Origin of the sequence: Pseudoalteromonas sp. Isolate6, assembly GCF_022398435.1 — a bacterium.
Taxonomy (GTDB): domain Bacteria; phylum Pseudomonadota; class Gammaproteobacteria; order Enterobacterales; family Alteromonadaceae; genus Pseudoalteromonas; species Pseudoalteromonas galatheae.
Window position 1 is genome coordinate 16,899 of record NZ_JAKEVK010000028.1, and the last position, 21,581, is coordinate 38,479.

Genomic DNA, 21,581 nt, shown 5'->3' on the forward strand with positions numbered 1-21,581 from the left:
AATGAGTGAATGTAAAGAAGTAGAGCCTACTCCTTGAGTTCCTTAAATAATACAACACCATTAGTTAATTCATAAATAGCATCAATGATTTGTTGTGTTTCACGACTATCTACTGCTATTTGCCAAGTAATATTAGCAGCGTATTCTTTATCTAAATTTAGCACTGTAAACTGACTTTGTAATAGCTGCTCTATCACACCCTGAAGATGGTAATCACTCTGGCCAACAATGATAGAAGCCGGTACTTTTTTAGTCGTACTTAGCTGTGCTAGCGCGTTGTTAAGCGTGCCCCCATAGGCTCTGACTAACCCCCCAGTGCCAAGTTTTATACCGCCAAAATAACGCGTCGTCACCGCTGTGATCTCACCAATTCCAGATCCCATCAGTACATTTAGCATAGGCTTACCTGCTGTGCCATTAGGCTCACCATCATCAGAAAACCCTAATACATGGCTGCCACCTGGAGCTCCAGCAATATGTGCCCAGCAATTGTGTCTTGCATCGGGATACGCATCATTAATCTGTTTTATGAACGCTTTTGCATCTTCGATGGTTGGCGTATGGGCCAAATGTACGATAAACGTACTTTTCTTAATTTCCTCGTGATGGCTTATAGACTCACTCGGAATGAAGTATTCAGACATAATGTTCCAAACTAAAAGGGAGCCAATCGGCCCCCAAATATACTTGTTTTCAGCGCTAGAAATTAGCTTACTTGAGACCGAAGTCTCGCGTCATGTTTTCTAATCTATCTTCATGCACAATGATATTATCTTCAATACGGATACCACCGTAAGGCTTCAGTGCATCAATCTTATCCCAATTGATATACTGCTTGTTATCTGTTTGCGCCAAGTCTTCTAGCAATGAATCAATGAAGTATAACCCAGGCTCAATAGTAAACACCTGATTAGCCTCTATCTTACGAGTACAGCGCAAAAACGGGTGGCCTTCTGGTGGTGCTTGGTGCGTACCAGCTTCATCAGCCATAAATCCGCCCATATCGTGTACCTGCAGGCCAATATGATGGCCAAGACCATGAGGGAAGAAAGTGGAAGTAATCCCCTTCTCGACGATAGCCTGAGCATTAAGCTTAACAATACCAAAGTCACTCAGCACTTGCGCCACGCGATTGTGACAATCGATATGCAGCTCCCCGTACAGTTTGCCCGGTTGCAATGCTTTGCCTAACTCTATTTGGTGATCGTTCATGACTTTCACCAATTCGGCAAACTCACCTTGCTTAGCGAAATCATAAGTACGGGTAATATCTGACGCATAACCGTTAAAGTTTGCACCAGCATCAATTAAAAATGATAAGTGCTTGCTAGGCGCTTTACGCTCAAAATGGGTATAGTGCAAAATCGCACAATTTTCATTCAGGGCAACAATATTGCCGTATGGCGTATCGTTTTCCATATGCTGAGTCGCATTTAGATAAGCTTGTTGAATTTCAAACTCGGAGCCACCAGCAAAAAAGGCATCGCGCGCCGCCGTGTGACCAAGCACACCTAGACGGCTTGCTTCACGTAAACATGCCATTTCATACTGAGTTTTATATGCACGATGATAATGCAAGAAGTTCATCACCGGCTCTGGATTCACTTGAGTAAAGCCAAGTGCTTGTGCAACTTCTAAATATTCACCGATATAGGCATAGTTTGCTTTGTCGTACGGTAGTAACTGTTCAACCTGATCTGGCTTAACCAGCAGTTGAATATCAAAATATTCTGCCCAAAAATCTCTTGGCTCGTCAGGCACTTTATGCCAAAAATCAACCGGGCGATAAAAAATGAGTTTCGGCTTGTCACTGCCATTGACCACAATCCAGCAGTGCGGGTTATCGAGAACAGGCAACCAAGCTTTAAATTGCGGGTTAACTTTAAACGGATAGTACATATCATCAAGGAATTGGCGCTTTGCTTGCCCCGAGTGGATCACAAGTCCATCCAGCCCTTCTCTATCTACTATCGCTCTTGTACGCTGTTGCAACGTGGCAATATGCTCTGCGTATAAATTTGCTAACTTATCCATGGTGTACCCATTTTCAAAAATTCACATACTTTCGAGTCTATCATAGCTGTTACCTAAAAACGACGAACTGAGTCTAAGCACCAGCCATGTGCGGTCATTTCACAATTTTCATATCCAAGATGCTTGCCAATATATTGCCATCACGACCAAGGCGAGTATGGTAAACCTGTCGATATGCCATCACATTTTTCACGTAGTCTCGTGTTTCTCTGTACGGGATCAACTCAATCCAAAGCTCAGCAGGCATGGCCTCTGAAGGCAGCCAACGCTTAATTCTATGATAGCCCGCGTTGTACGACGCTGTCGCCAAAATCTCATTTCCGGCATTCTTACGCTTCAAGTATTCTAAATAACTAGTCCCCAAGCGAATGTTTGTAGCCGGATGATAGAGGCGATTTTTTGCCACGCGTTTGCGGTTGTTGACATATTTGGCGGTGCTTGGCAGCAGCTGCATTAAACCGTGGGCATTCGCACTCGAGCGTGCATCTGGTGCGAAAGAGCTTTCTCGGCGAGCAACCGCGATACTCCATGCGACATCGACTCGATTACGCTCACTATATTTAGTGAACAGATCTTTAAACGCCATCGGGAAACGCAAATCAACATAGTCCCATGCTTTGATCTGTGCAAGGGTAAAAATAGTGCTGTCATACCAATCAAACTCTGCAGCCAATATGGATGCAGCAAGCTTTTCTTCTTTGCTTGAGGTGTTAGTAAGGTAGTTCCACTCTCGGCGTGCTTGAGTATATCTTTCCAGCTCGTATAAAGCCTTTGCCCGCTTGAAGCCTGGCGCATGGGATACCCGTTCTACAATGCTAGGTTCAACATTTAACGGCGCTTCATTCAGTGAGACTGGTAATCCTAAACGTGCAGCAGCCAAAAAGCCGTAGTAATCACGCTCTTGTGCTAATTGCTGCCAAATCTCATTAGCTTTGGCCAACTCGTCACGCTTCGCGAGGCTATATGCAAGCCAGTATTGTTGACCATTACTAAGCTGCTCGTGACCCACGAATAAGGCCGAAATCCCTTCCCAATCTTGCTCTTTCAGCATGTTACTCATCAGCCACTGTAATAGCTTTTTGTCCTGCAACGATTTAGGCACTTTATTGAGCCAAAATCGTGCGTCTTCATGGCCTTTAGACGCAAGCGCCAGAGCAAAGCGATAAGCAACGCTATCCTTTTGCTGCTGAGTAAAGGTAAACATATCCAGCATCTTCTGCCATGCACGCAGCGCTAAATCGGGGTCACGCCAAATCAGGCGCCTTACGCCATATACCGCTATTTCGGCTTCTTTTTCGGTACGTTTACTAAAGCGATAAAGCCCAGCTGCCGCACTCGGATCTTGGCGAACCTTTTTATAAAGCTCGGCAAGATAAGCTTCATTTTTTGGTAATAGCTTCTCAAGATAATCTAGCAATGACGCTTGACCGGATTGCGCGGCATTAGTAATTCGCTGCCAGACACGCTCGGGCGTCCTATACCCTGCTTTTTGCCATTGTTTAAAAAGACCATCACAAGCTCTGGGCTGAGACTTTCCCACCGTCCAAATATCTGTCACCTGATCAAGAATCGCTTTTTTGGGGGCGCCCAAATCCAACTGATACGCCAAATACGTGCACTTGAGTTCAACATCACTGGTTTCACGATAAAACTCAATGAATCGTGCTTTCTTTTTATACCGCTTTAAATAATCGAGCCAAGCTGAGCGTACAGGCCATTCTAATGGAGTGTGCTCGTATACCGTTAAAAAATGCTGAATTTCCTGCTGGTACTTGAGCTTAGGATGACGCTTGTAAAACGCCATTTCAACATATGGCTTAAGTGGGTGATCGAGCTGCGCTACCGCAGCTTTAAAATTACTATAATTACCAGACCAAGCGATACGCTCAGCCTCTTTAAATTCGTCGAGAGTGCTGTCGGCTGCACAGAGCCAGCTCACCATACACAAGCTGCCCGCAGCTAAGCGGCGTAACCAATATGTCATGCAAACCCTTTTTTATTTGCCAAAAGAATACACACCTAAATTGAAATACAGCCAAATTATGCTTATCTAAAGATGGCGCTGAAGACCAAAAGCTCGGCCTGTCACTCGCGAGCACGCTCATAAATGACACTAAATGCGAGGTGTGTTAAGCCACCATAGCAAACCGACTCAGGTATTTCAGTAAATGTGCGGTAAATTTTTCATTGCAATTTGCCGCCAAAGGATCCACACTGATTGAAATTACAACTCATCGTACCAGTGTAAAGCACGGGAGAACATGTATGTTAATCAAACGCGAGTCCTTTGTAGTTGATTTTTGCAAAGGCAATATCGCTGAGTTTAAGTTTTGCCTACCAGGCTCAGTAAATAAACTATCTCAGCAAGTACTTAAGGAAAGCCACGAAGCGCTTATCGAATTGAGCCAGCGCGATGACATCGAAGGCTTAATTTTTACCAGTGACAAAGACCACTTTATTGTTGGCGCTGATATTTTCGAATTCCTTCCGACTTTCCAACGCCCAGAAGAAGAGCTTGTTGGTTGGATTAAAAGCGCAACCGATGTCTTCGACGCAATAGAAGATTTACCTTTCCCTACACTATCTGCAGTAAATGGCCTTGCGCTTGGCGGTGGCTGCGAGTGGTTGCTCGCCACGGACTACCGTATCGCAACTGACAATGCAAAAATTGGCCTACCAGAAGTTAAGCTTGGCATTATGCCAGGCTTTGGTGGTACCGTAAGACTTCCTCGCTTAATCGGCGCTGACAACGCAATGACGTGGATCACCACAGGCCAAGAAAACCGAGCGAATGATGCGCTAAAAGTGGGTGCGGTTGACGGTGTAGTGCCTGCTGACAAACTCATGGCTGCCGCTATTCGTACCTTAGAGCAAGCTATTGCAGGTAAATTGGATTGGCGCGCAAAACGCCAAGTTAAGCTTGACCCATTGAAAATGAACCGTGTTGAGCAAGGCATGAGCTTTGGTATGGCAGAAGGCATGGTAATGGCAAAAACCAAGGGCCATTACCCAGCACCAATGATGGCGGTACAAACGCTTAAAGCAGCAGCTAACCTTAGTCGCAGCGAAGCGATGGCACTCGAAAATCAAAACTTTGCTAAGCTTGCCAAAACGGCAGAAGCCGCAGCACAAACTGGTATTTTCTTAGCGGATCAATACATCAAAACGGTTGCCAAGAAGCAAGCAAAGCAAAGCAACACCGAGATTAAGCAAGCGGCTGTGCTAGGTGCTGGAATTATGGGTGGCGGTATCGCTTACCAATCAGCCTACAAAGGCACACCAATCGTCATGAAAGACATCCAGCAAGGTGCCCTAGACCTTGGTATGGGTGAGGCTGCAAAACTACTTGGTAAGAAAGTACAGCGCGGCCACATGTCGATGGATAAAATGATTGCCACTTTAGGTAAAATCAAACCAACGCTTAACGACCAAGATTTACAAGGCTCAGATATTATTGTTGAAGCCGTTGTTGAGAATCCAAAGATCAAAAAATCGGTCTTGGCGAGTCTTGAATCGCAACTGCCTGAGGGCACAATTCTAACATCAAACACATCGACTATTCGTATTGATGAGTTAGCAACCGCACTTGAGAAGCCAGAAAACTTCTGTGGTATGCACTTCTTTAACCCAGTGCCAAAAATGCCATTGGTAGAAATCATTCGCGGCGAACAAACATCGGATGAAACCGTTGCCGCAGTGGTAGATTATGCCTTAAAGCTTGGCAAGTCTCCTATCGTTGTTAACGATTGCCCAGGTTTCTTCGTGAACCGTGTTCTATTCCCTTACTTTGCAGGCTTCAGCCAACTTGTTGTAGAAGGTGCTGACTTCGCAAAAGTAGATAAGGTGATGGAAAATGTCTTCGGCTGGCCAATGGGCCCTGCGTACCTACTAGACGTAGTGGGTATTGATACGGCAAACCATTGTACTGGCGTAATGGCTGATGGCTTCCCTACTCGTATGGCACGTAAAGACAAAGATCCTGTCGCTGTACTTGCGGCTGCCGAACGCTTTGGTCAGAAAAACCAAAAAGGCTTCTACCAATACGCACCAGATCGCAAAGGTCGTCTGAAGAAGAGCAAAGACGACAGCGCGCTTGAGTTGCTAAGCAGCATTTGTGACGCACCCACTGAATTTGATAAACAAACGATTATTGAGCGTTGTATGGTGCCAATGATCAATGAAGTATTACTGTGTCTACAAGAAAACATTGTTGCTTCACCGCAAGAAGCAGACATGGCACTGATCTACGGTATTGGCTTCCCTCCATTCAGAGGTGGTGCATTCCGCTATCTAGACCAAATCGGCCTTGCAAACTTTGTAGCAATGGCTGACAAGTACGCTCACCTTGGTGAAATTTATCAAGTTTCTGAGCAAACTAGACAGTGGGCAGATGAAGGTAAAGTGTTCTATCAAGTGGAGGGCCAGTAACATGGAAAACGCGGTAATCGTAGATTGTATTCGTACCCCAATGGGCCGTTCAAAAGGCGGTGTATTTAAGCATAAACGTGCCGAAGACCTCAGCGCACACTTGATGAAAGGCCTACTTGAGCGTAACCCTCAAGTAGCACCAGACTCAATTGACGACATTTACTGGGGTTGTGTACAGCAAACGTTAGAGCAAGGCTTTAACGTTGGCCGTAACGCTGCACTATTGGCAGGTATCCCTCATACTGTACCTGCGGTAACGGTTAACCGTCTATGCGGTTCATCAATGCAAGCATTACATGACGCAGCTCGCGCTATCATGACAGGTGCTGGTGACACTTACCTTATCGGTGGTGTTGAGCACATGGGTCACGTACCAATGACACATGGTAATGACTTTCACCCAGGCCTTGCGACATCAGTTGCACAAGCTGCTGGTGTGATGGGGTTAACGGCTGAGTACTTAGCGCTGATGCACGGTATCAGTCGTGAGCAGCAAGATGAATTTGCCGTACGTTCACACCAGCGTGCACATGCCGCAACCCTTGAAGGGCGTTTTGCAAAAGAAATCCTACCAATGGAAGGTCATGATGCCGATGGCACGCCAGTGCTTGTCGAGCATGACGAAGTTATCCGTCCAGAGACAAGCCTAGAAGGTCTAGGACAGCTACGTCCTGTATTTAACCCAGCATCAGGGACGGTAACTGCAGGTACCTCTTCAGCGCTGTCTGACGGTGCTTCTGCTATGTTGGTCATGAGCGAGTCCAAAGCAAGAGAACTCGGCCTTCCAATTCGTGCTCGTGTTAAGTCAATGGCAGTCGCAGGTTGCGATCCTTCCATCATGGGTTACGGTCCAGTTCCGGCATCACAAAAAGCCTTAAAGCAGGCGGGCATTACTATCGATGATATTGATGTTGCTGAACTAAACGAAGCCTTTGCAGCACAATCACTACCAGTGCTAAAAGACCTAGGTCTACTAGACAAGGTAGATGAGAAAGTAAACCTAAACGGTGGTGCAATTGCACTCGGCCACCCACTTGGTTGCTCAGGTTCACGTATTAGCACAACGCTTATCAACTTAATGGAAGAGAAAGGCGCGAAGTACGGCCTTGCAACTATGTGTATTGGTTTAGGCCAAGGCATCGCTACCGTATTCGAGCGCGTAGATAACTAATTCCAACCAGCTGGTACTGGGCTCTTTAAGACAATACCAGCGCACAACTTCAACTTGGTGACCAAGGCAAAACGGCACAGCTGTTTTGCCTTTTTTATTACCTGCATTTACCTCACCTCGGTTGGCAAAGACATGAGTTATCCAAACTTGAGCTTACTTACAACATGCGGTTAAAATAGCAGTTTTCCTAACTAACAACGTAACGAACAAGGCCACCCACAATGAGTTTTGATAATACCGACCATACCTTAGATGCAGTAGGCTTACGTTGTCCGGAACCGGTAATGATGATTAGAGGCATGGTGAGAAGGATGAACTTAGGTGAGACTTTGTTAGTTATCGCAGATGATCCATCAACGACAAGAGACATTCCGAGCTTCTGTGAATTTATGGATCACACTTTGGTAGCCAAAGCAGTGGCTGAATCTCCCTACAAATATGTGATTAAGAAAGGTCAGTGATCTCCTCTTTAACACTATTTGTATTTGAACTCATGAGTCATAGACAATAAAAAAGCGGCATCTGCCGCTTTTTTAAGATTTTACAATCACCACCTTTGGTGAGCGAGGATTACGATAATCTAAGCGGATTTCGTACCAACCTTTTTTACTTGGCTTGAAACTAAAGTAGTTATACACCGTGTTACAATCCGCGACCAGCGGTTGTCCTAGCGTTAACTGCCCTTCACTCTTATAGCCACAGTTGTAGCCTTCACTCCACTGCTCATCAGCAATTTTAAATTCATACACTTTACCTGGGCTCATGAATCTTGCTTTTGTTGCGTAGATCCCCGGTTGTGTTTCTTCAAGGCGATACTGAGGTTCGGCATCCCACAGAGTGAAGTCACCGCGTAAATACATTGTCTTATCCAACTCACCAGCAACAACCGGTGAAGTTGACGTTGTTGGCAATTGAAAGTTACTACTACAAGCGGTAAGTGCTAATAGCGCAATCGCCATTGCCCCTTGTTTTTTAATCATAGCTAGACAGCCTTTTACTTGCTTTTACCAATCAGCAAAAAGCCAGCAGTTGCTGGCTTTTGTATCAGCAATTAATTTTGTAACACTGAAATATCTGCAGTATTAAGGAATAGCTTACTCAACTGACTAAGTAGTGCTAAACGATTGGCTTTAACCGCTTCATCGTCCGCCATTACCATAACGTTATCAAAGAAGTTATCTACTGCTTCACGTAGACTCGCTAAACGCGTCAGTGCAGTTTGATAATCACCTTCAGCATAAACAGGTGCAAGCTCAGCAGTTAACGCAGCAACTTGTGCAGCCAATGTTTGCTCAGCTTCTTCTTGCAGGAGTGAGCTCTCCACCGCAGCTTCTGAGGCGACGTTATTCTTCGCTAGAATGTTGTTTACACGCTTATTGGCAGCGGCTAACGCCTCAGCTTCCGTCAACGTTCTAAAGTGACTAACCGCTTTTACTCGGCGATCAAAATCAACTGGGCTCGTTGGACGTCTTGCAAGTACTGCTTGGATCACATCTACGCTGATACCTTCATCTTGGTACCAGGCACGGAAACGACCTAACATAAACTCAACCACTTCATCGGCAACATTTGCATTGCTTAGCTTATTACCGAATAACGTCATTGCTTTGGCAACGATATCCTGAATGTCTAATGGCAGTTCTTTTTCTACCATAATACGCAATGCGCCGATGGCAGCACGGCGAAGTGCAAACGGGTCTTTATCGCCTTTTGGTGTCTGGCCGATACCAAAAATGCCAACCAGAGTATCAAACTTATCCGCAAGCGCCACAGCAAAACTGATTGGGTTAGACGGTAAATTATCACCCGCAAAACGCGGCATATATTGCTCATTTTGTGCTAGTGCAACTTCTTCCGCTTCACCATCAATACGCGCGTAATGCATACCCATCACGCCCTGAACGTCAGTAAACTCCATGACCATTTCAGTCATAAGATCCGTTTTACTTAGCAAACCTGCACGCTCTGCTAGCGCCTTATCAGCACCAAGCAGCTCCGCAATAAAACCTGCGAGTGCCGAAATACGCTCTGACTTGTCTTTTAGTGTGCCAAGCTGCTTCTGAAATAACACTGAATCAAGTGACTCAAGACGGCTTTCCAGCGTTTTCTTCTTATCCGTTTCAAAGAAGAACTGAGCATCTGCCAGACGCGGGCGAACCACTTTCTCGTTACCCGAGATCACCACGCTCGGATCTTTACTTTCAATGTTAGAAACAAACAAGAACTTGTTGATCAAGTTGCCTTGCTTATCTAACAGTGGAAAGTACTTTTGGTCGTCTTTCATGGTGTAGATAAGTGCTTCATCTGGCACTTGCAAGAAGGCTTCTTCAAAAGAAGCAACTAAAGTGACTGGCCACTCGACTAGCGATGTAACTTCTTCAAGAAGGTCTTCATCCATCGCGACTTGCGCGCCGAGCTTTTCAGCTTCAGCTTCAATTTGGCCTCGAATTAACGCTTTACGTGCTTCGTAATCCGCAATAACGTATGCACCTTTTAGCACTACATGACTATCATCCGCATGTTCAACACGAACACGCTCAGGGTGATGGAATCGATGTCCCTGCAGCTCATTGCTGATAGCTTTACCTAGCACTTCACCTTCAACTTGTTGACTACCAAGTAGTGCAGCCACGGTATGTACTGGACGGATAAATTGCGTCTTGTTCGCACCCCAGCGCATCGGCTTTGGAATAGGTAACTTAGCCAGTGCTTTATTGATCACATCGCTTAGTAACGCTAAGGTCTGTTGCCCCTCTACTTTCGCTTTGTGTAGCAGCCAAGTGCCTTTATCAGTTTCTAAACGCTCAGCATCATTAATATCAATACCACAACCACGAGCCCAACCTAGCGCCGCTTTAGTCGCGTTACCATCGGCGTCAAATGCTGCCTGAATAGCTGGACCACGTTTTTCGACTACTTTGTCGGCCTGTTGCGTTTGTAATGCTTTAACTTGAATACCTAAGCGACGAGGTGATGCATACCAGCTCACGCCTTCATGATTAAGCTCTAATGCTTCAAGTTCTTGCCTAGTATTTTCTGCGAATGACTCAGCAAGGTTGCGTAACGCCTTTGGTGGTAGCTCTTCAGTACCAATTTCTACGAGTAAGTTTTCAGTCGACATTATTTATCCTTACAAAGCGGGAAGCCAAGTGCTTCACGTGCATCATAGTAAGCCTGTGCACAGGCTTTTGATAAAGCACGAACTCTTAATATATAGCGCTGACGCTCAGTTACTGAGATAGCGTGACGTGCGTCTAACAGGTTAAATGCATGAGATGCCTTCATTACCTGCTCATAAGCTGGTAGAGGAAGCCCTGCTTCGATTAGCTTTTCGCTTTCTTTTTCACACTGGTCAAACTGCTTGAATAATGCCTCTACATCCGCATATTCAAAGTTATATGTCGACTGTTCTATCTCGTTTTGCATGAACACGTCACCATAAGTTACGCGTCCCATTGGACCATCTGTCCAAACGAGATCATAAATGCTATCTACACCTTGTATATACATTGCAAGGCGCTCTAAACCATAAGTAATTTCACCCGTTACCGGTGAACATTCAATACCGCCAACTTGCTGGAAGTAGGTAAACTGAGTCACTTCCATGCCATTCAACCATACTTCCCAACCTAATCCCCAAGCACCTAGCGTTGGTGATTCCCAGTTGTCTTCAACAAAACGTACTTCGTGCGTCAATGTATCAATGCCCAACGCTTCTAAAGAGCCGAGGTAGAGTTCCTGAATATTCTCAGGCGATGGCTTCAATACAACTTGGAATTGGTAGTAATGCTGAAGACGGTTAGGGTTTTCACCATAGCGACCATCCGTCGGGCGGCGACAAGGTTGTACGTATGCGCTCGACATTGGCTCAGGACCAATGGACTTAAGGAAGGTCATCGGGTGGAATGTACCCGCACCAACTTCCATATCTAAAGGTTGAGCTACAACACAGCCTTGCTGCGCCCAGTAATCCTGTAAAGCCAGGATCAAACCTTGGAAGGTTTTGATATCGTATTTTTGCATAGTTGGCTTATTTTTATCTGGTACTTATCGTATGTAAACGCCTTCAGTAATTCGGCGCCCACGCTAGATTCAATGATTGAAAATTATGCTCAGTATACCGCGAGCGCAGAAGGGTTTTAAGCTTTAAAGCATAAAAAAAGGAGGGAAAATCCCTCCTTTTTACTAGATGTTTGAGTTTACACGTCTAAGTTAACAACTCTCAGTGCATTTGTTTCGATAAACTCTCGACGAGGTTCAACTTGGTCCCCCATCAAGGTTGCAAACAATTGGTCTGCAGCAATGGCATCTTCAATGGTCACACGTAGCATACGACGAGCATCTGGATCCATCGTTGTTTCCCAAAGTTGGTCAGGGTTCATCTCACCCAATCCTTTATAGCGTTGTGTATACAAGCCGCGCTTAGACTCTGAGATAAGCCATTCAAGACCAGTCTCAAAGTATTCGATTGCTTGAGTCTTCTCACCACGCTGTACGTAACCGCCTTCGCTGATCAAACTACCAATTTGACGACCAGTGTTCGCAATGCGGACATAATCTTTAGATGTAATAAAGTCGAAGTTCAAAGTATGCGCTTTATCAACACCGTGCTGACGAATATTGATCACTGGATAATACATGTGGCGCTCTTCATCAAATGCCACTTCCGCGTTAAAGATAGTAGCATCTTCGTCTTTCTTCACAAGATCAGCTACAAGGCTTTCTGTCCATGCTGTTACTTTTGCTTCATCAGATAAATCAGCCTCTGTCAGCTCAGGCTGATAAAGCAAACGGTTCATGATTGAAGACGGGTACTTACGCTTTAAACGTTCAATGATATCTATCGTATTTTGATAATCATGCACTAAGTTTTCTAACTTGTTACCAGAAATTGGCTCAGCACCTTCTGCTGGGTATAACGCAGCATCGTTAAGTGCCAATGTTGTTAGGTATGAAGTTAGTGCATTATCATCTTTAATATAGCGCTCTTGCTTACCTTTCTTCACTTTGTATAGTGGTGGCTGAGCAATATAGACATAACCGCGTTCGATGATTTCTGGCATTTGACGATAGAAGAAAGTCAGTAGCAGCGTACGGATGTGTGAGCCATCCACGTCCGCATCGGTCATGATGATGATGCGGTGATATCTTAGCTTTTCAGGGTTATATTCATCACGGCCAATACCACAGCCTAATGCAGTAATTAGTGTTGCCACTTCCTGAGAAGAAAGCATCTTATCAAAGCGTGCTTTTTCTACGTTCAGGATTTTACCTTTAAGAGGCAAGATAGCTTGGTTCTTACGATTACGACCTTGCTTAGCAGAACCACCCGCCGAGTCACCCTCCACTATATATAGTTCAGAAAGTGCAGGATCTCGTTCCTGGCAGTCAGCGAGTTTACCCGGTAGACCGGCTAAATCCATGACCCCTTTACGACGAGTCATTTCACGTGCTTTACGTGCAGCTTCACGCGCGCGCGCCGCATCAACGATTTTATTTACAACGGTTTTCGCATCGCCTGGGTTTTCAAGCAAAAATTCAGTTAGCTTTTCAGCCATCATTTGCTCAACAGCCCCTTTCACTTCGCTAGAAACGAGCTTGTCTTTTGTCTGTGAAGAGAACTTAGGATCAGGAACTTTAACACTAACAACAGCGGTCAAACCTTCACGGGCATCGTCACCCGTAGCACTGGTTTTATACTTTTTATTAAAGCCTTCTTTTTCCATGTAGGTGTTAAGCGTACGTGTAAGCGCTGCACGGAAACCTGCTAAGTGAGTACCACCATCGCGTTGAGGGATGTTATTCGTAAAACAGTAGATGTTTTCTTGGAATCCATCATTCCATTGCATAGAGACTTCTACGCTAATGCCATCGTCACGTTCCGTCGAAAAGTGGAAAACATTTTGATGAACTGGTGTCTTCTTACGATTTAGATACGCAACGAATGCTTGAATACCGCCTTCGTATTTGAAGTGATCTTGTTTATTCTCTTCGCGCTCATCACTCAAAATGATGCTCACACCAGAGTTAAGGAAAGATAGTTCACGTAGGCGCTTGGCTAGAATATCGTAGTGGAAATTTGTATCTGAGAAAGTTTCAGCACTTGGCCAGAATCTTAATTCAGTACCAGTAGATTCAGCTTCACCGATAACACCTAGCGGCGCATCTGGAACACCCATAGTGTATTTTTGCTGATGCACTTTGCCATCACGGCGGATTGTTAATTGTAGTTTTTCAGAAAGTGCATTTACAACAGAAACACCTACACCGTGCAAACCGCCAGATACTTTATATGAGTTATCATCAAATTTACCACCGGCATGTAGTACAGTCATGATAACTTCCGCCGCAGAAACCCCTTCTTCTTCGTGAATTGAAGTTGGGATACCACGACCATTATCTCGAACAGATACAGAGCCATCGGTATGAATTGTTACGAAAATATCGTCACAATATCCTGCTAGTGCTTCGTCGATTGAGTTATCAACGACCTCAAACACCATGTGATGTAAACCAGTACCATCGTCTGTGTCACCGATATACATTCCCGGACGCTTTCTTACAGCATCCAATCCTTTAAGTACTTTAATACTCGACGAATCGTAATTTTCCGACATGGTTTCTTCCAATTATTTTGTTATTAAGCTGCCATGTTCCACGTGGAACATTTTAATTTCACGTTCCATTGGTTCAATAACGGCGGCAATACTTTCTGGAGTGATAGCAGTGATAAACAGCTGTGACTGACATTGCGCCAACAGACGCGATACCGCCACCTTAGTATCTTCACTAAGCTCCGAAGGTAAATCATCAATAAGCAGAATTGACTGCTTATTACTCTCTTGGTCAATCAAACTGTTTTGCATTACTTTGAGTGCATACAGTAATAACTTGAGTTGGCCACGAGAAAAAATATGTTCTACGCTGTTTCCTTGAGTATAAAAGTTAAAGTCAGCCTTATGCGGCCCTTTACTTGTATAGCCAAGTTTTACATCTCGCTCTAACTGATTCGTTAATACCTCAGCTAGTTCCCCCTTCCAGCCCGCTTGAAAGCGAATTTCAAGGCCTTTAAATATAGGGCTTATATCCCCTATCTTATCAAAAAAATGCGTCTGAAACCTACCTATATAAGCCTCTCTAAACATATTTATTTGCTCAGCAAGGCGTACAAACTCCTTATCCCAATAACTTAGCTGGGATTGGAGATCTCTCGGTTTAGATTTCAATAAAGCATTACGTTGCTTGAGCACCTGATTGAACATTTTCCATGTGGAATAGAACTGATGTTCCACGTGGAACACACCTAAATCAAGAAACTTACGACGCTCTTTTGGACCACCAAAAAACAGCTCATAGCTTTCTGGTGTAATAACTTGAACAGGTAAAACCTGTGCCAATTCTGCCACTTTCCGACTTGCCTGCCCCTGAATTCGAAGCTTAGTTTCACCACTGGTATATTTACTAATACCAAGCGGTATAGACAAGTTATGTAGTTGTTTTTTAGCATGAACAACGCAATGAGAAGCTTCATGCTTGATCATTAATTTTTGCAGATTGGTACGGAAAGATTTACCACTGGAGAGAAAGTAAATGGCTTCAAGCAGACTGGTTTTACCGCTACCATTTTCACCGAGAATGACATTAACGGCATTACTAGGTGAAAGCGCCATCGCCTCAATGTTTCGAAACGCATTGAGGCTAAGGTGAGTTAAACTCATAAATCTATAAACGCATCGGCATAACTACATACATTGCATGTTCGTCACCAGCGGCTTCAATAAGCGCACTGCTGTTTGCATCAGAAAGCGTAAATTGCACATCTTCAGACTTTATTGTATTTAACACATCTAATAAGTAAGAAACGTTAAAACCTACTTCAAGATCATCGCCTTGATAACCTACCTCAACAATTTCTTCAGCTTGCTCCTGCTCTGGGTTATTGGCACTAATTTTCAATTGCCCACTACTCAGATTCAATCGCACGCCGCGAAACTTCTCATTAGAAAGAATAGATACGCGCTGAAATGCACTACGTAACCAATCGCGGTTTGCGGTAACCAACTTGTCCCCGCCACGAGGTAATACGCGACGATAATCAGGGAATCGACCATCCACCAGCTTACTCGTAAAAGTAAATTCGCTGTCGATGATACGCACATGATTAGCGCCAAATTGAATGGTGATAGTTTCATCATCCGCAGGCAGTAAGCGCATGATCTCTTGCACGCCCTTACGAGGAATGATCAATTGACGCTGCGTTTGCAATGACTCAGGTAATTTTTGCTGCGCAATTGCCAAACGGTGACCATCAGTGGCTACCGTTTTAATTTCATTATTATCTACTTCAAACGACATACCATTTAAATAGTAACGTACGTCTTGGTTAGCCATAGAAAAGTGCGTTGCTTCTAGCAATTTTCTCAGCTCTAAACGCGTTATGGCAAACTCAACCTCACCGTCCCACTCTTCAAGATTAGGGAAATCTTCGGCTGCTAAGGTTGTCAATGAAAAGCGACTTTGACCGCTAGTCAATAAAAGTTGATGCTCCTGACTACTCAGCACTAAATCAGAGTTATCAGGCAAGCTCTTACAAATATCTAGGAGCTTTTTCGCCGGCAAAGTGATCTTGGCGTCTGGCACATTTGTTTCAAGGGCAACAGATGCAACAAGCTCTATCTCTAAATCTGTACCTGTCATATGTAATGCGCCATTTTTCACTTCTAGCAATACATTAGACAAAATAGGTAGTGTATGTTTGCGCTCAATGGCACCCGACACCTGTACCAGTGGCTTTAAAAATAGTTCTCTTGGAATCGTTATTTGCATCATTTAACCCTTAAGAAGACAGCGTTCTAATTAAGTTTTGATAATCTTCTTTTACCTCATGACTTTCATCACGAAGTGCTTTTACTTTTCTACACGCGTGTAACACGGTGGTATGGTCGCGGCCACCAAATGCATCACCTATTTCTGGTAAGCTGTGGTTTGTCAGTTCTTTAGACAATGCCATGGCAACTTGTCTTGGTCTTGCAACTGAACGGCTACGACGTTTTGACAATAAGTCAGAAACACGAATTCGATAATATTCCGCTACGGTGCGCTGGATATTATCGATGGTAACGAGTTTGTCCTGTAGCGCTAGTAAGTCACGTAGCGCCTCTTTAACAAAGTCGATAGAAATTGGACGACCAGTGAAGTTGGCATTAGCTATCACGCGGTTTAACGCACCTTCTAACTCTCGCACATTTGAGCGTAATTTCTTAGCGATAAAAAAGGCAACTTCGTGTGGCAAGTTAATATTACTTTGCTGCGCTTTCTTCATTAAAATAGCAACGCGAGTCTCTAATTCTGGTGGCTCAATAGCAATAGTTAACCCCCAACCAAAACGCGACTTCAGTCGGTCCTCAACCCCTTCTATTTCTTTAGGGTAACGGTCAGAAGTTAGAATAATTTGTTGGTTGCCTTCAAGCAGCGCATTAAATGTATGGAAGAATTCTTCTTGCGAACGCTCTTTGTTTGCAAAGAATTGGATATCATCAATCATCAATGCATCAACGCTGCGGTAGTAACGCTTAAATTCTTCAATGGCATTATTTTGAAGTGCTTTAACCATGTCCTGAACAAAGCGCTCTGAATGCATATAAACAATTTTTGCATCCGGTTTTTGTTCAATAATGCCATTACCTACGGCATGTAACAGGTGCGTCTTACCCAAACCTGTACCACCATAAATAAATACGGGGTTGAATGCAGAACCTGGATTATCAGCAACTTGTGTTGCAGCAGCCTTAGCCAACTGGTTAGACTTACCTTCTACAAAGTTATCAAAGGTGTAATTCTCTTTAATATTAGACTTGTGCGAAGATTTAGGAGCCGGCTCAACTTTTTCTGCCATTTTTGGCTGAGTGCCTTGCAGCATCGACATGTTATCCGCTGCATGACCTACACTTGCAGCCTTTTCGCTGGATACACTGGGTTGTGCAGCCAACACAGGTTTGCTACCTACATCAAAGCGTAGTTCTGGCGCTTCATCACCACAGATCTCAATCAGTAGTTCATTGATGCGGTGGAGATACTTTTCCCGTACCCAATCTAATACGAAACGATTTGGCGCATAGATAGTTAGCGTATCATCAGTACTTTCTGCCTGTAGTGGTCTAACCCACATGCTAAATTGCTGAGATGGCAATTCATCTTGCAAAACATATAAACAACTTTGCCAAACCGACAGATACACTCTGAACTCCAATAGGTTTTGATTCCCGGGAATAAAAAATAGAGCATTCAGATCTAGAATAGTCAGATCTAAATGAAAGGATCGCCGGAAATACTTAGTTTTTATTACAAAATCACTGGTGGAAGCGGGGTATTATGAAGTGATCTTATCCACAAGTTCAATATTGACATTTAGAAAAAGCAAGATCTCACCCTAGTAAAAAAATAAACACATGAAATTTAAAGGTTTTTATTTTTTACCCACAAGTAAGATCATAGCAAAAAACTCTCCCGATCTCACCCCAAAATTAAGATCAAATTTAGTTTTCCAGAGCTTTTCCTATTCTTACTAAATGCTATAATGCCGCCCATCGGATCAGATCTATGCAGATCGATTTCGTATTGATCCTACTTTATGTAGATCGTCTATGTGTGCTCGATAGCTTTGCCAAGTTTTGTCTATATAAAGGATATAGAACCTCTCGCTGTGGATTATTTAGCCACAGAGAACAGATTTTGATTGACTTTAGACGCGCTCAGCTTTAATATCTCGCGCTCGCAATGGCACCTGTGCCAGGATCGCGACCTGCATAGGATGTTTTAACTTTTAACCGATCGGATGGAATTGTTATGAAAAGAACTTTTCAACCTAGCGTACTTAAGCGCAAGCGCACTCACGGTTTCCGTGCTCGCATGGCGACTAAGAACGGTCGTAAAGTATTAGCACGTCGTCGTGCTAAAGGCCGTAAAGTACTTTCTGCTTAATATTTAGTGGAAGACTTTAGCTTTAGCAGGGAGTTACGTCTGTTAACTCCCTCGCATTACTCCCGCATATTTCAAGAGCCAGCTCGCGCTGCTACGCCTTATTTTACTCTACTTGCAAAACCAAATGATGTTGGTCATCCAAGACTCGGTTTAACTGTAGCTAAAAAACGCTGCAAAAAAGCATGTCAACGAAATCGTATCAAACGACTAGCCCGAGAAAGCTTTCGATTAAATCGTCATAAACTTGATAACATCGATATTGTGCTGATGGTCAAAACTGGTGTTGACGAACAATCTAATGAAGAGCTAACTAAACAGCTCACTAAGATGTGGCGCAAAATAAATGAACGTTGTAAGCCAGGTGCGCCTAAACCACCTTTTAAGCCAAAGCCTCAGCACAAACGTTCAAAAAATCCTCAAGCTAACGCGAAAAAACAATAATCTGCTTTAGCCTTTCCTTTTTACGACGCATTTACCCTTGCTAGCATAGTAATTTTACGCCAATTAAGGTAAGGTTAGCTCACCTTTTAATCAGCTATATCAATGGAAAAATAGTCTGTTTTTTCCCACTTGGGTTGAAGCAGTAAATTGAGGAAATTGATATCTACAAAGCCATGAATTCAACTTCAGGGCGTAGCAAGATCAGAAATCAGTTCAAAGCAGTTTGTTCGCTTCCCAAGCACCTGCTTATATTGCTGATCCGCGGTTATCAACAATGGATTAGCCCCCTACTAGGGCCTCATTGTCGCTTTAACCCGACCTGTTCTAGTTATGCAATTCAAGCAATTAATTTACATGGAATTGCAAAAGGGAGTTGGTTAGCGGTTAAACGCATATTAAAATGTCACCCTTTGAGCGCAGGTGGAGATGATCCTGTACCTGTGAAGTCGACTAAAGTTAAACAACACGAGAAATAAGAGCTGTTATGGAATCGCAACGCACGTTTTTATTTATCGGTTTGTTGCTGGTTTCGTTCCTACTGTTCCAAGAGTGGACACAAGAACAAAACCAACCACAAGCTGATACCAGTGCCGTCACACAACAAGTGGCGAACTCAACCCCAACAGAAGAGCAAGCTGATGTACCAGCATCAAGCCAATCCGATGTCCCAGTTGTAGCAACTCAGGCAACACGTTCTGTCATTAGTATCACTACCGATGTATTTGCGGTAAAGATTGATACCAAGGGCGGTGACATCGTTGAAGCCAACTTACTACAACACGCAGAAACCCATGGCAGCGACACGCCTTTCATGTTACTTGGTGAATTTGAAGGCAAACAGTATGTTTCACAGAGTGGTTTAATTGGTTTAAACGGCCCAGATGCAAACAAAGCTGGTCGCCCAGTATACGAGTCTGCACAACAGCAATATGAGCTTAATGGCGATACATTACGTGTACCACTGACTTTTACTGATGAGAAAGGCGTACAGTACACAAAAACTTATGTATTTAAAGCAGGTAAATATGACGTTGACTTAGAATACCAAGTTAACAACACCACCTCATCACCTGTTCAAGTACAACTGTACACACAAATCAAACGTACACGCCAAGATAAAGGCAGCATGGTTGATCAGACCTACTTAGGCGCAGCCTATGGTACCGCTGAAGAACCTTATGAGAAATACAGCTTCTCTGATATGGCGGATGCAAACCTAAATAAAAATACCCAAGGCGGCTATGTTGCTTTCTTACAGCACTACTTCGTCAGTGCTTGGGTGCCAGATCAGCAAACCAATAATACGATTTATACCGCGCTTAGAAATGGTAATGGTATTGTTGGTATGAAGAGCGAGCCAACTAATGTTCAAGCAAATAGCACGGCAACTATCCATGCGGTGTACTATATGGGTCCTAAAGACACAGAAGCGCTTGAGGCAATTCAAGAAGATCTAGATCTCACTGTAGACTACGGCTGGTTATGGTTTATTTCACAACCGCTACTGACATTGCTTAAGTTCCTTTACGGTATTTTAGGTAACTGGGGTCTGGCAATTATTGCTATCACTTTGATTGTGAAAACGGCGCTATACCCACTAACTAAAGCGCAATACACCTCAATGGCTAAGATGCGCATGCTACAGCCTAAGATGCAGGCACTAAAAGAGCGTTATGGCGATGACCGCCAGAAGTTCGGCCAAGCGATGATGGAAATGTACCGTAAGGAAAAAGTGAACCCAATGGGTGGCTGTTTCCCACTATTACTACAAATGCCAATCTTCCTAGCCTTGTTCTACGTATTCCTTGAATCAACAGAACTACGTCATGCTGAGTTTATGTTGTGGCTAACGGATCTTTCAGCTATGGACCCGTATTACGTACTACCTGTGCTTTTTGGTGCAAGTATGTTCCTAACACAAAAACTACAGCCAATGACGGTTACAGACCCAATGCAACAAAAGATGATGACTTACATGCCAGTCGTGTTCTCAATCTTCTTTATTTGGTTCCCATCTGGTCTGGTACTTTACTGGTTGGTTTCAAACCTTATCTCTATCGCTCAGATGCTTATCATCTACCGTGGCATGGAGAAAAAAGGCATGAAAGTACGCGGTTAATTCTGACGTAATATACTAAGAAAAACGGCTCTCCTCTGAGCCGTTTTTTGATCTTGCCGCTCTCACTATTGATACTACTCACTTATACCAATTGAATTAAGTAATACCAATTTTCCTAATTGATTGATCTATTCAGAGGCTAGAAAATTTTGTCGCTCACGAAGCAAAAGTTTGTCCAATTCGTCCTTCAAACAGATTAGAAATTAGTTTCAATTGGATTAGAAACAGTAAGATACACTAAAGCACTTCCCTCAGAGCTATTCACACATAGGAATAGAAAAGGTCTAAGAACTCTATTCAAACCCACTAATTCACTTATTGATACCACTTAAACTTACCTACATTTGTATAAACCATAGTAAAGTGATTGGATTTTGTTCAGTTGTAAAACCAAAAAATAAAGATAAC

The 21,581-nt window shown here is 43.7% G+C and carries 17 protein-coding genes; 7 read left to right on the forward strand and 10 right to left on the reverse strand.

Features of this window, described 5'->3' with window-relative positions:
• Positions 1-26 precede the first annotated feature (26 nt).
• From L1D50_RS06365 to L1D50_RS06375, 3 genes are all read right to left on the reverse strand, one after another.
• Positions 27-644, reverse strand: coding sequence for a YigZ family protein (locus L1D50_RS06365; protein WP_128727154.1), 618 nt, complete (start codon positions 642-644; stop codon positions 27-29).
• Positions 645-711: 67 nt separating this feature from the next.
• Positions 712-2,034, reverse strand: a complete 1,323-nt coding sequence (gene pepQ, locus L1D50_RS06370) for a Xaa-Pro dipeptidase (protein ID WP_239965714.1) — start codon at positions 2,032-2,034, stop codon at positions 712-714.
• 94 nt (positions 2,035-2,128) lie between these two features.
• Complete coding sequence (locus L1D50_RS06375; RefSeq protein WP_239965715.1) at positions 2,129-4,018, reverse strand: transglycosylase SLT domain-containing protein; 1,890 nt, start codon at positions 4,016-4,018, stop codon at positions 2,129-2,131.
• A gap of 281 nt (positions 4,019-4,299) precedes the next feature.
• On the opposite strand from L1D50_RS06375, the gene fadB reads away from it, so the two are divergent.
• The 3 genes from fadB (at position 4,300) to tusA (ending at position 8,094) form a co-directional block, all read left to right on the forward strand.
• Complete coding sequence (gene fadB / locus L1D50_RS06380; RefSeq protein ID WP_128727157.1) at positions 4,300-6,462, forward strand: fatty acid oxidation complex subunit alpha FadB; 2,163 nt, start codon at positions 4,300-4,302, stop codon at positions 6,460-6,462.
• A gap of 1 nt (position 6,463) precedes the next feature.
• Positions 6,464-7,633: an acetyl-CoA C-acyltransferase FadA gene (fadA, locus tag L1D50_RS06385; protein ID WP_128727158.1), complete on the forward strand. Its 1,170-nt coding sequence runs from the start codon at positions 6,464-6,466 to the stop codon at positions 7,631-7,633.
• Between the two features lie 221 nt (positions 7,634-7,854).
• Complete coding sequence (tusA, locus tag L1D50_RS06390; RefSeq protein ID WP_010376829.1) at positions 7,855-8,094, forward strand: sulfurtransferase TusA; 240 nt, start codon at positions 7,855-7,857, stop codon at positions 8,092-8,094.
• Positions 8,095-8,166: 72 nt separating this feature from the next.
• Here tusA and L1D50_RS06395 read toward each other — a convergent pair whose 3' ends face one another.
• From L1D50_RS06395 to dnaA, 7 genes are all read right to left on the reverse strand, one after another.
• Complete coding sequence (locus tag L1D50_RS06395; RefSeq protein ID WP_010376831.1) at positions 8,167-8,613, reverse strand: hypothetical protein; 447 nt, start codon at positions 8,611-8,613, stop codon at positions 8,167-8,169.
• A 71-nt stretch (positions 8,614-8,684) separates the two neighbouring features.
• Positions 8,685-10,754, reverse strand: coding sequence for a glycine--tRNA ligase subunit beta (glyS, locus tag L1D50_RS06400; protein ID WP_138522631.1), 2,070 nt, complete (start codon positions 10,752-10,754; stop codon positions 8,685-8,687).
• Positions 10,754-11,656, reverse strand: a complete 903-nt coding sequence (gene glyQ, locus L1D50_RS06405) for a glycine--tRNA ligase subunit alpha (protein WP_010376835.1) — start codon at positions 11,654-11,656, stop codon at positions 10,754-10,756. Before glyQ ends, glyS begins: the two co-directional genes overlap by 1 nt.
• 176 nt (positions 11,657-11,832) lie before the next feature.
• Positions 11,833-14,250, reverse strand: coding sequence for a DNA topoisomerase (ATP-hydrolyzing) subunit B (gene gyrB, locus L1D50_RS06410; RefSeq protein WP_128727160.1), 2,418 nt, complete (start codon positions 14,248-14,250; stop codon positions 11,833-11,835).
• Positions 14,251-14,262: 12 nt separating this feature from the next.
• Positions 14,263-15,351, reverse strand: a complete 1,089-nt coding sequence (recF, locus tag L1D50_RS06415) for a DNA replication/repair protein RecF (protein ID WP_010604162.1) — start codon at positions 15,349-15,351, stop codon at positions 14,263-14,265.
• Positions 15,352-15,355: 4 nt separating this feature from the next.
• On the reverse strand, positions 15,356-16,459 hold the full coding sequence (dnaN, locus tag L1D50_RS06420; RefSeq protein WP_138522629.1) for a DNA polymerase III subunit beta: 1,104 nt from the start codon (positions 16,457-16,459) through the stop codon (positions 15,356-15,358).
• Between the two features lie 10 nt (positions 16,460-16,469).
• Positions 16,470-17,870: a chromosomal replication initiator protein DnaA gene (gene dnaA, locus L1D50_RS06425; protein WP_128727161.1), complete on the reverse strand. Its 1,401-nt coding sequence runs from the start codon at positions 17,868-17,870 to the stop codon at positions 16,470-16,472.
• Between the two features lie 608 nt (positions 17,871-18,478).
• Between dnaA and rpmH the strand changes: the two genes are divergently transcribed.
• The 4 genes from rpmH to yidC all read left to right on the forward strand — a co-directional run bounded on the left by rpmH (position 18,479) and on the right by yidC (position 21,173).
• Positions 18,479-18,613, forward strand: a complete 135-nt coding sequence (rpmH, locus tag L1D50_RS06430) for a 50S ribosomal protein L34 (protein ID WP_010376846.1) — start codon at positions 18,479-18,481, stop codon at positions 18,611-18,613.
• A gap of 6 nt (positions 18,614-18,619) precedes the next feature.
• Positions 18,620-19,054: a ribonuclease P protein component gene (rnpA, locus tag L1D50_RS06435; protein ID WP_010376847.1), complete on the forward strand. Its 435-nt coding sequence runs from the start codon at positions 18,620-18,622 to the stop codon at positions 19,052-19,054.
• A gap of 173 nt (positions 19,055-19,227) precedes the next feature.
• Positions 19,228-19,530, forward strand: a complete 303-nt coding sequence (yidD, locus tag L1D50_RS06440; protein WP_010604158.1) for a membrane protein insertion efficiency factor YidD — start codon at positions 19,228-19,230, stop codon at positions 19,528-19,530.
• A gap of 8 nt (positions 19,531-19,538) precedes the next feature.
• The gene (gene yidC / locus L1D50_RS06445) at positions 19,539-21,173 is read left to right on the forward strand and encodes a membrane protein insertase YidC (protein ID WP_239965716.1); all 1,635 of its coding nucleotides are present in this window, start codon (positions 19,539-19,541) and stop codon (positions 21,171-21,173) included.
• Positions 21,174-21,581 lie beyond the last annotated feature (408 nt).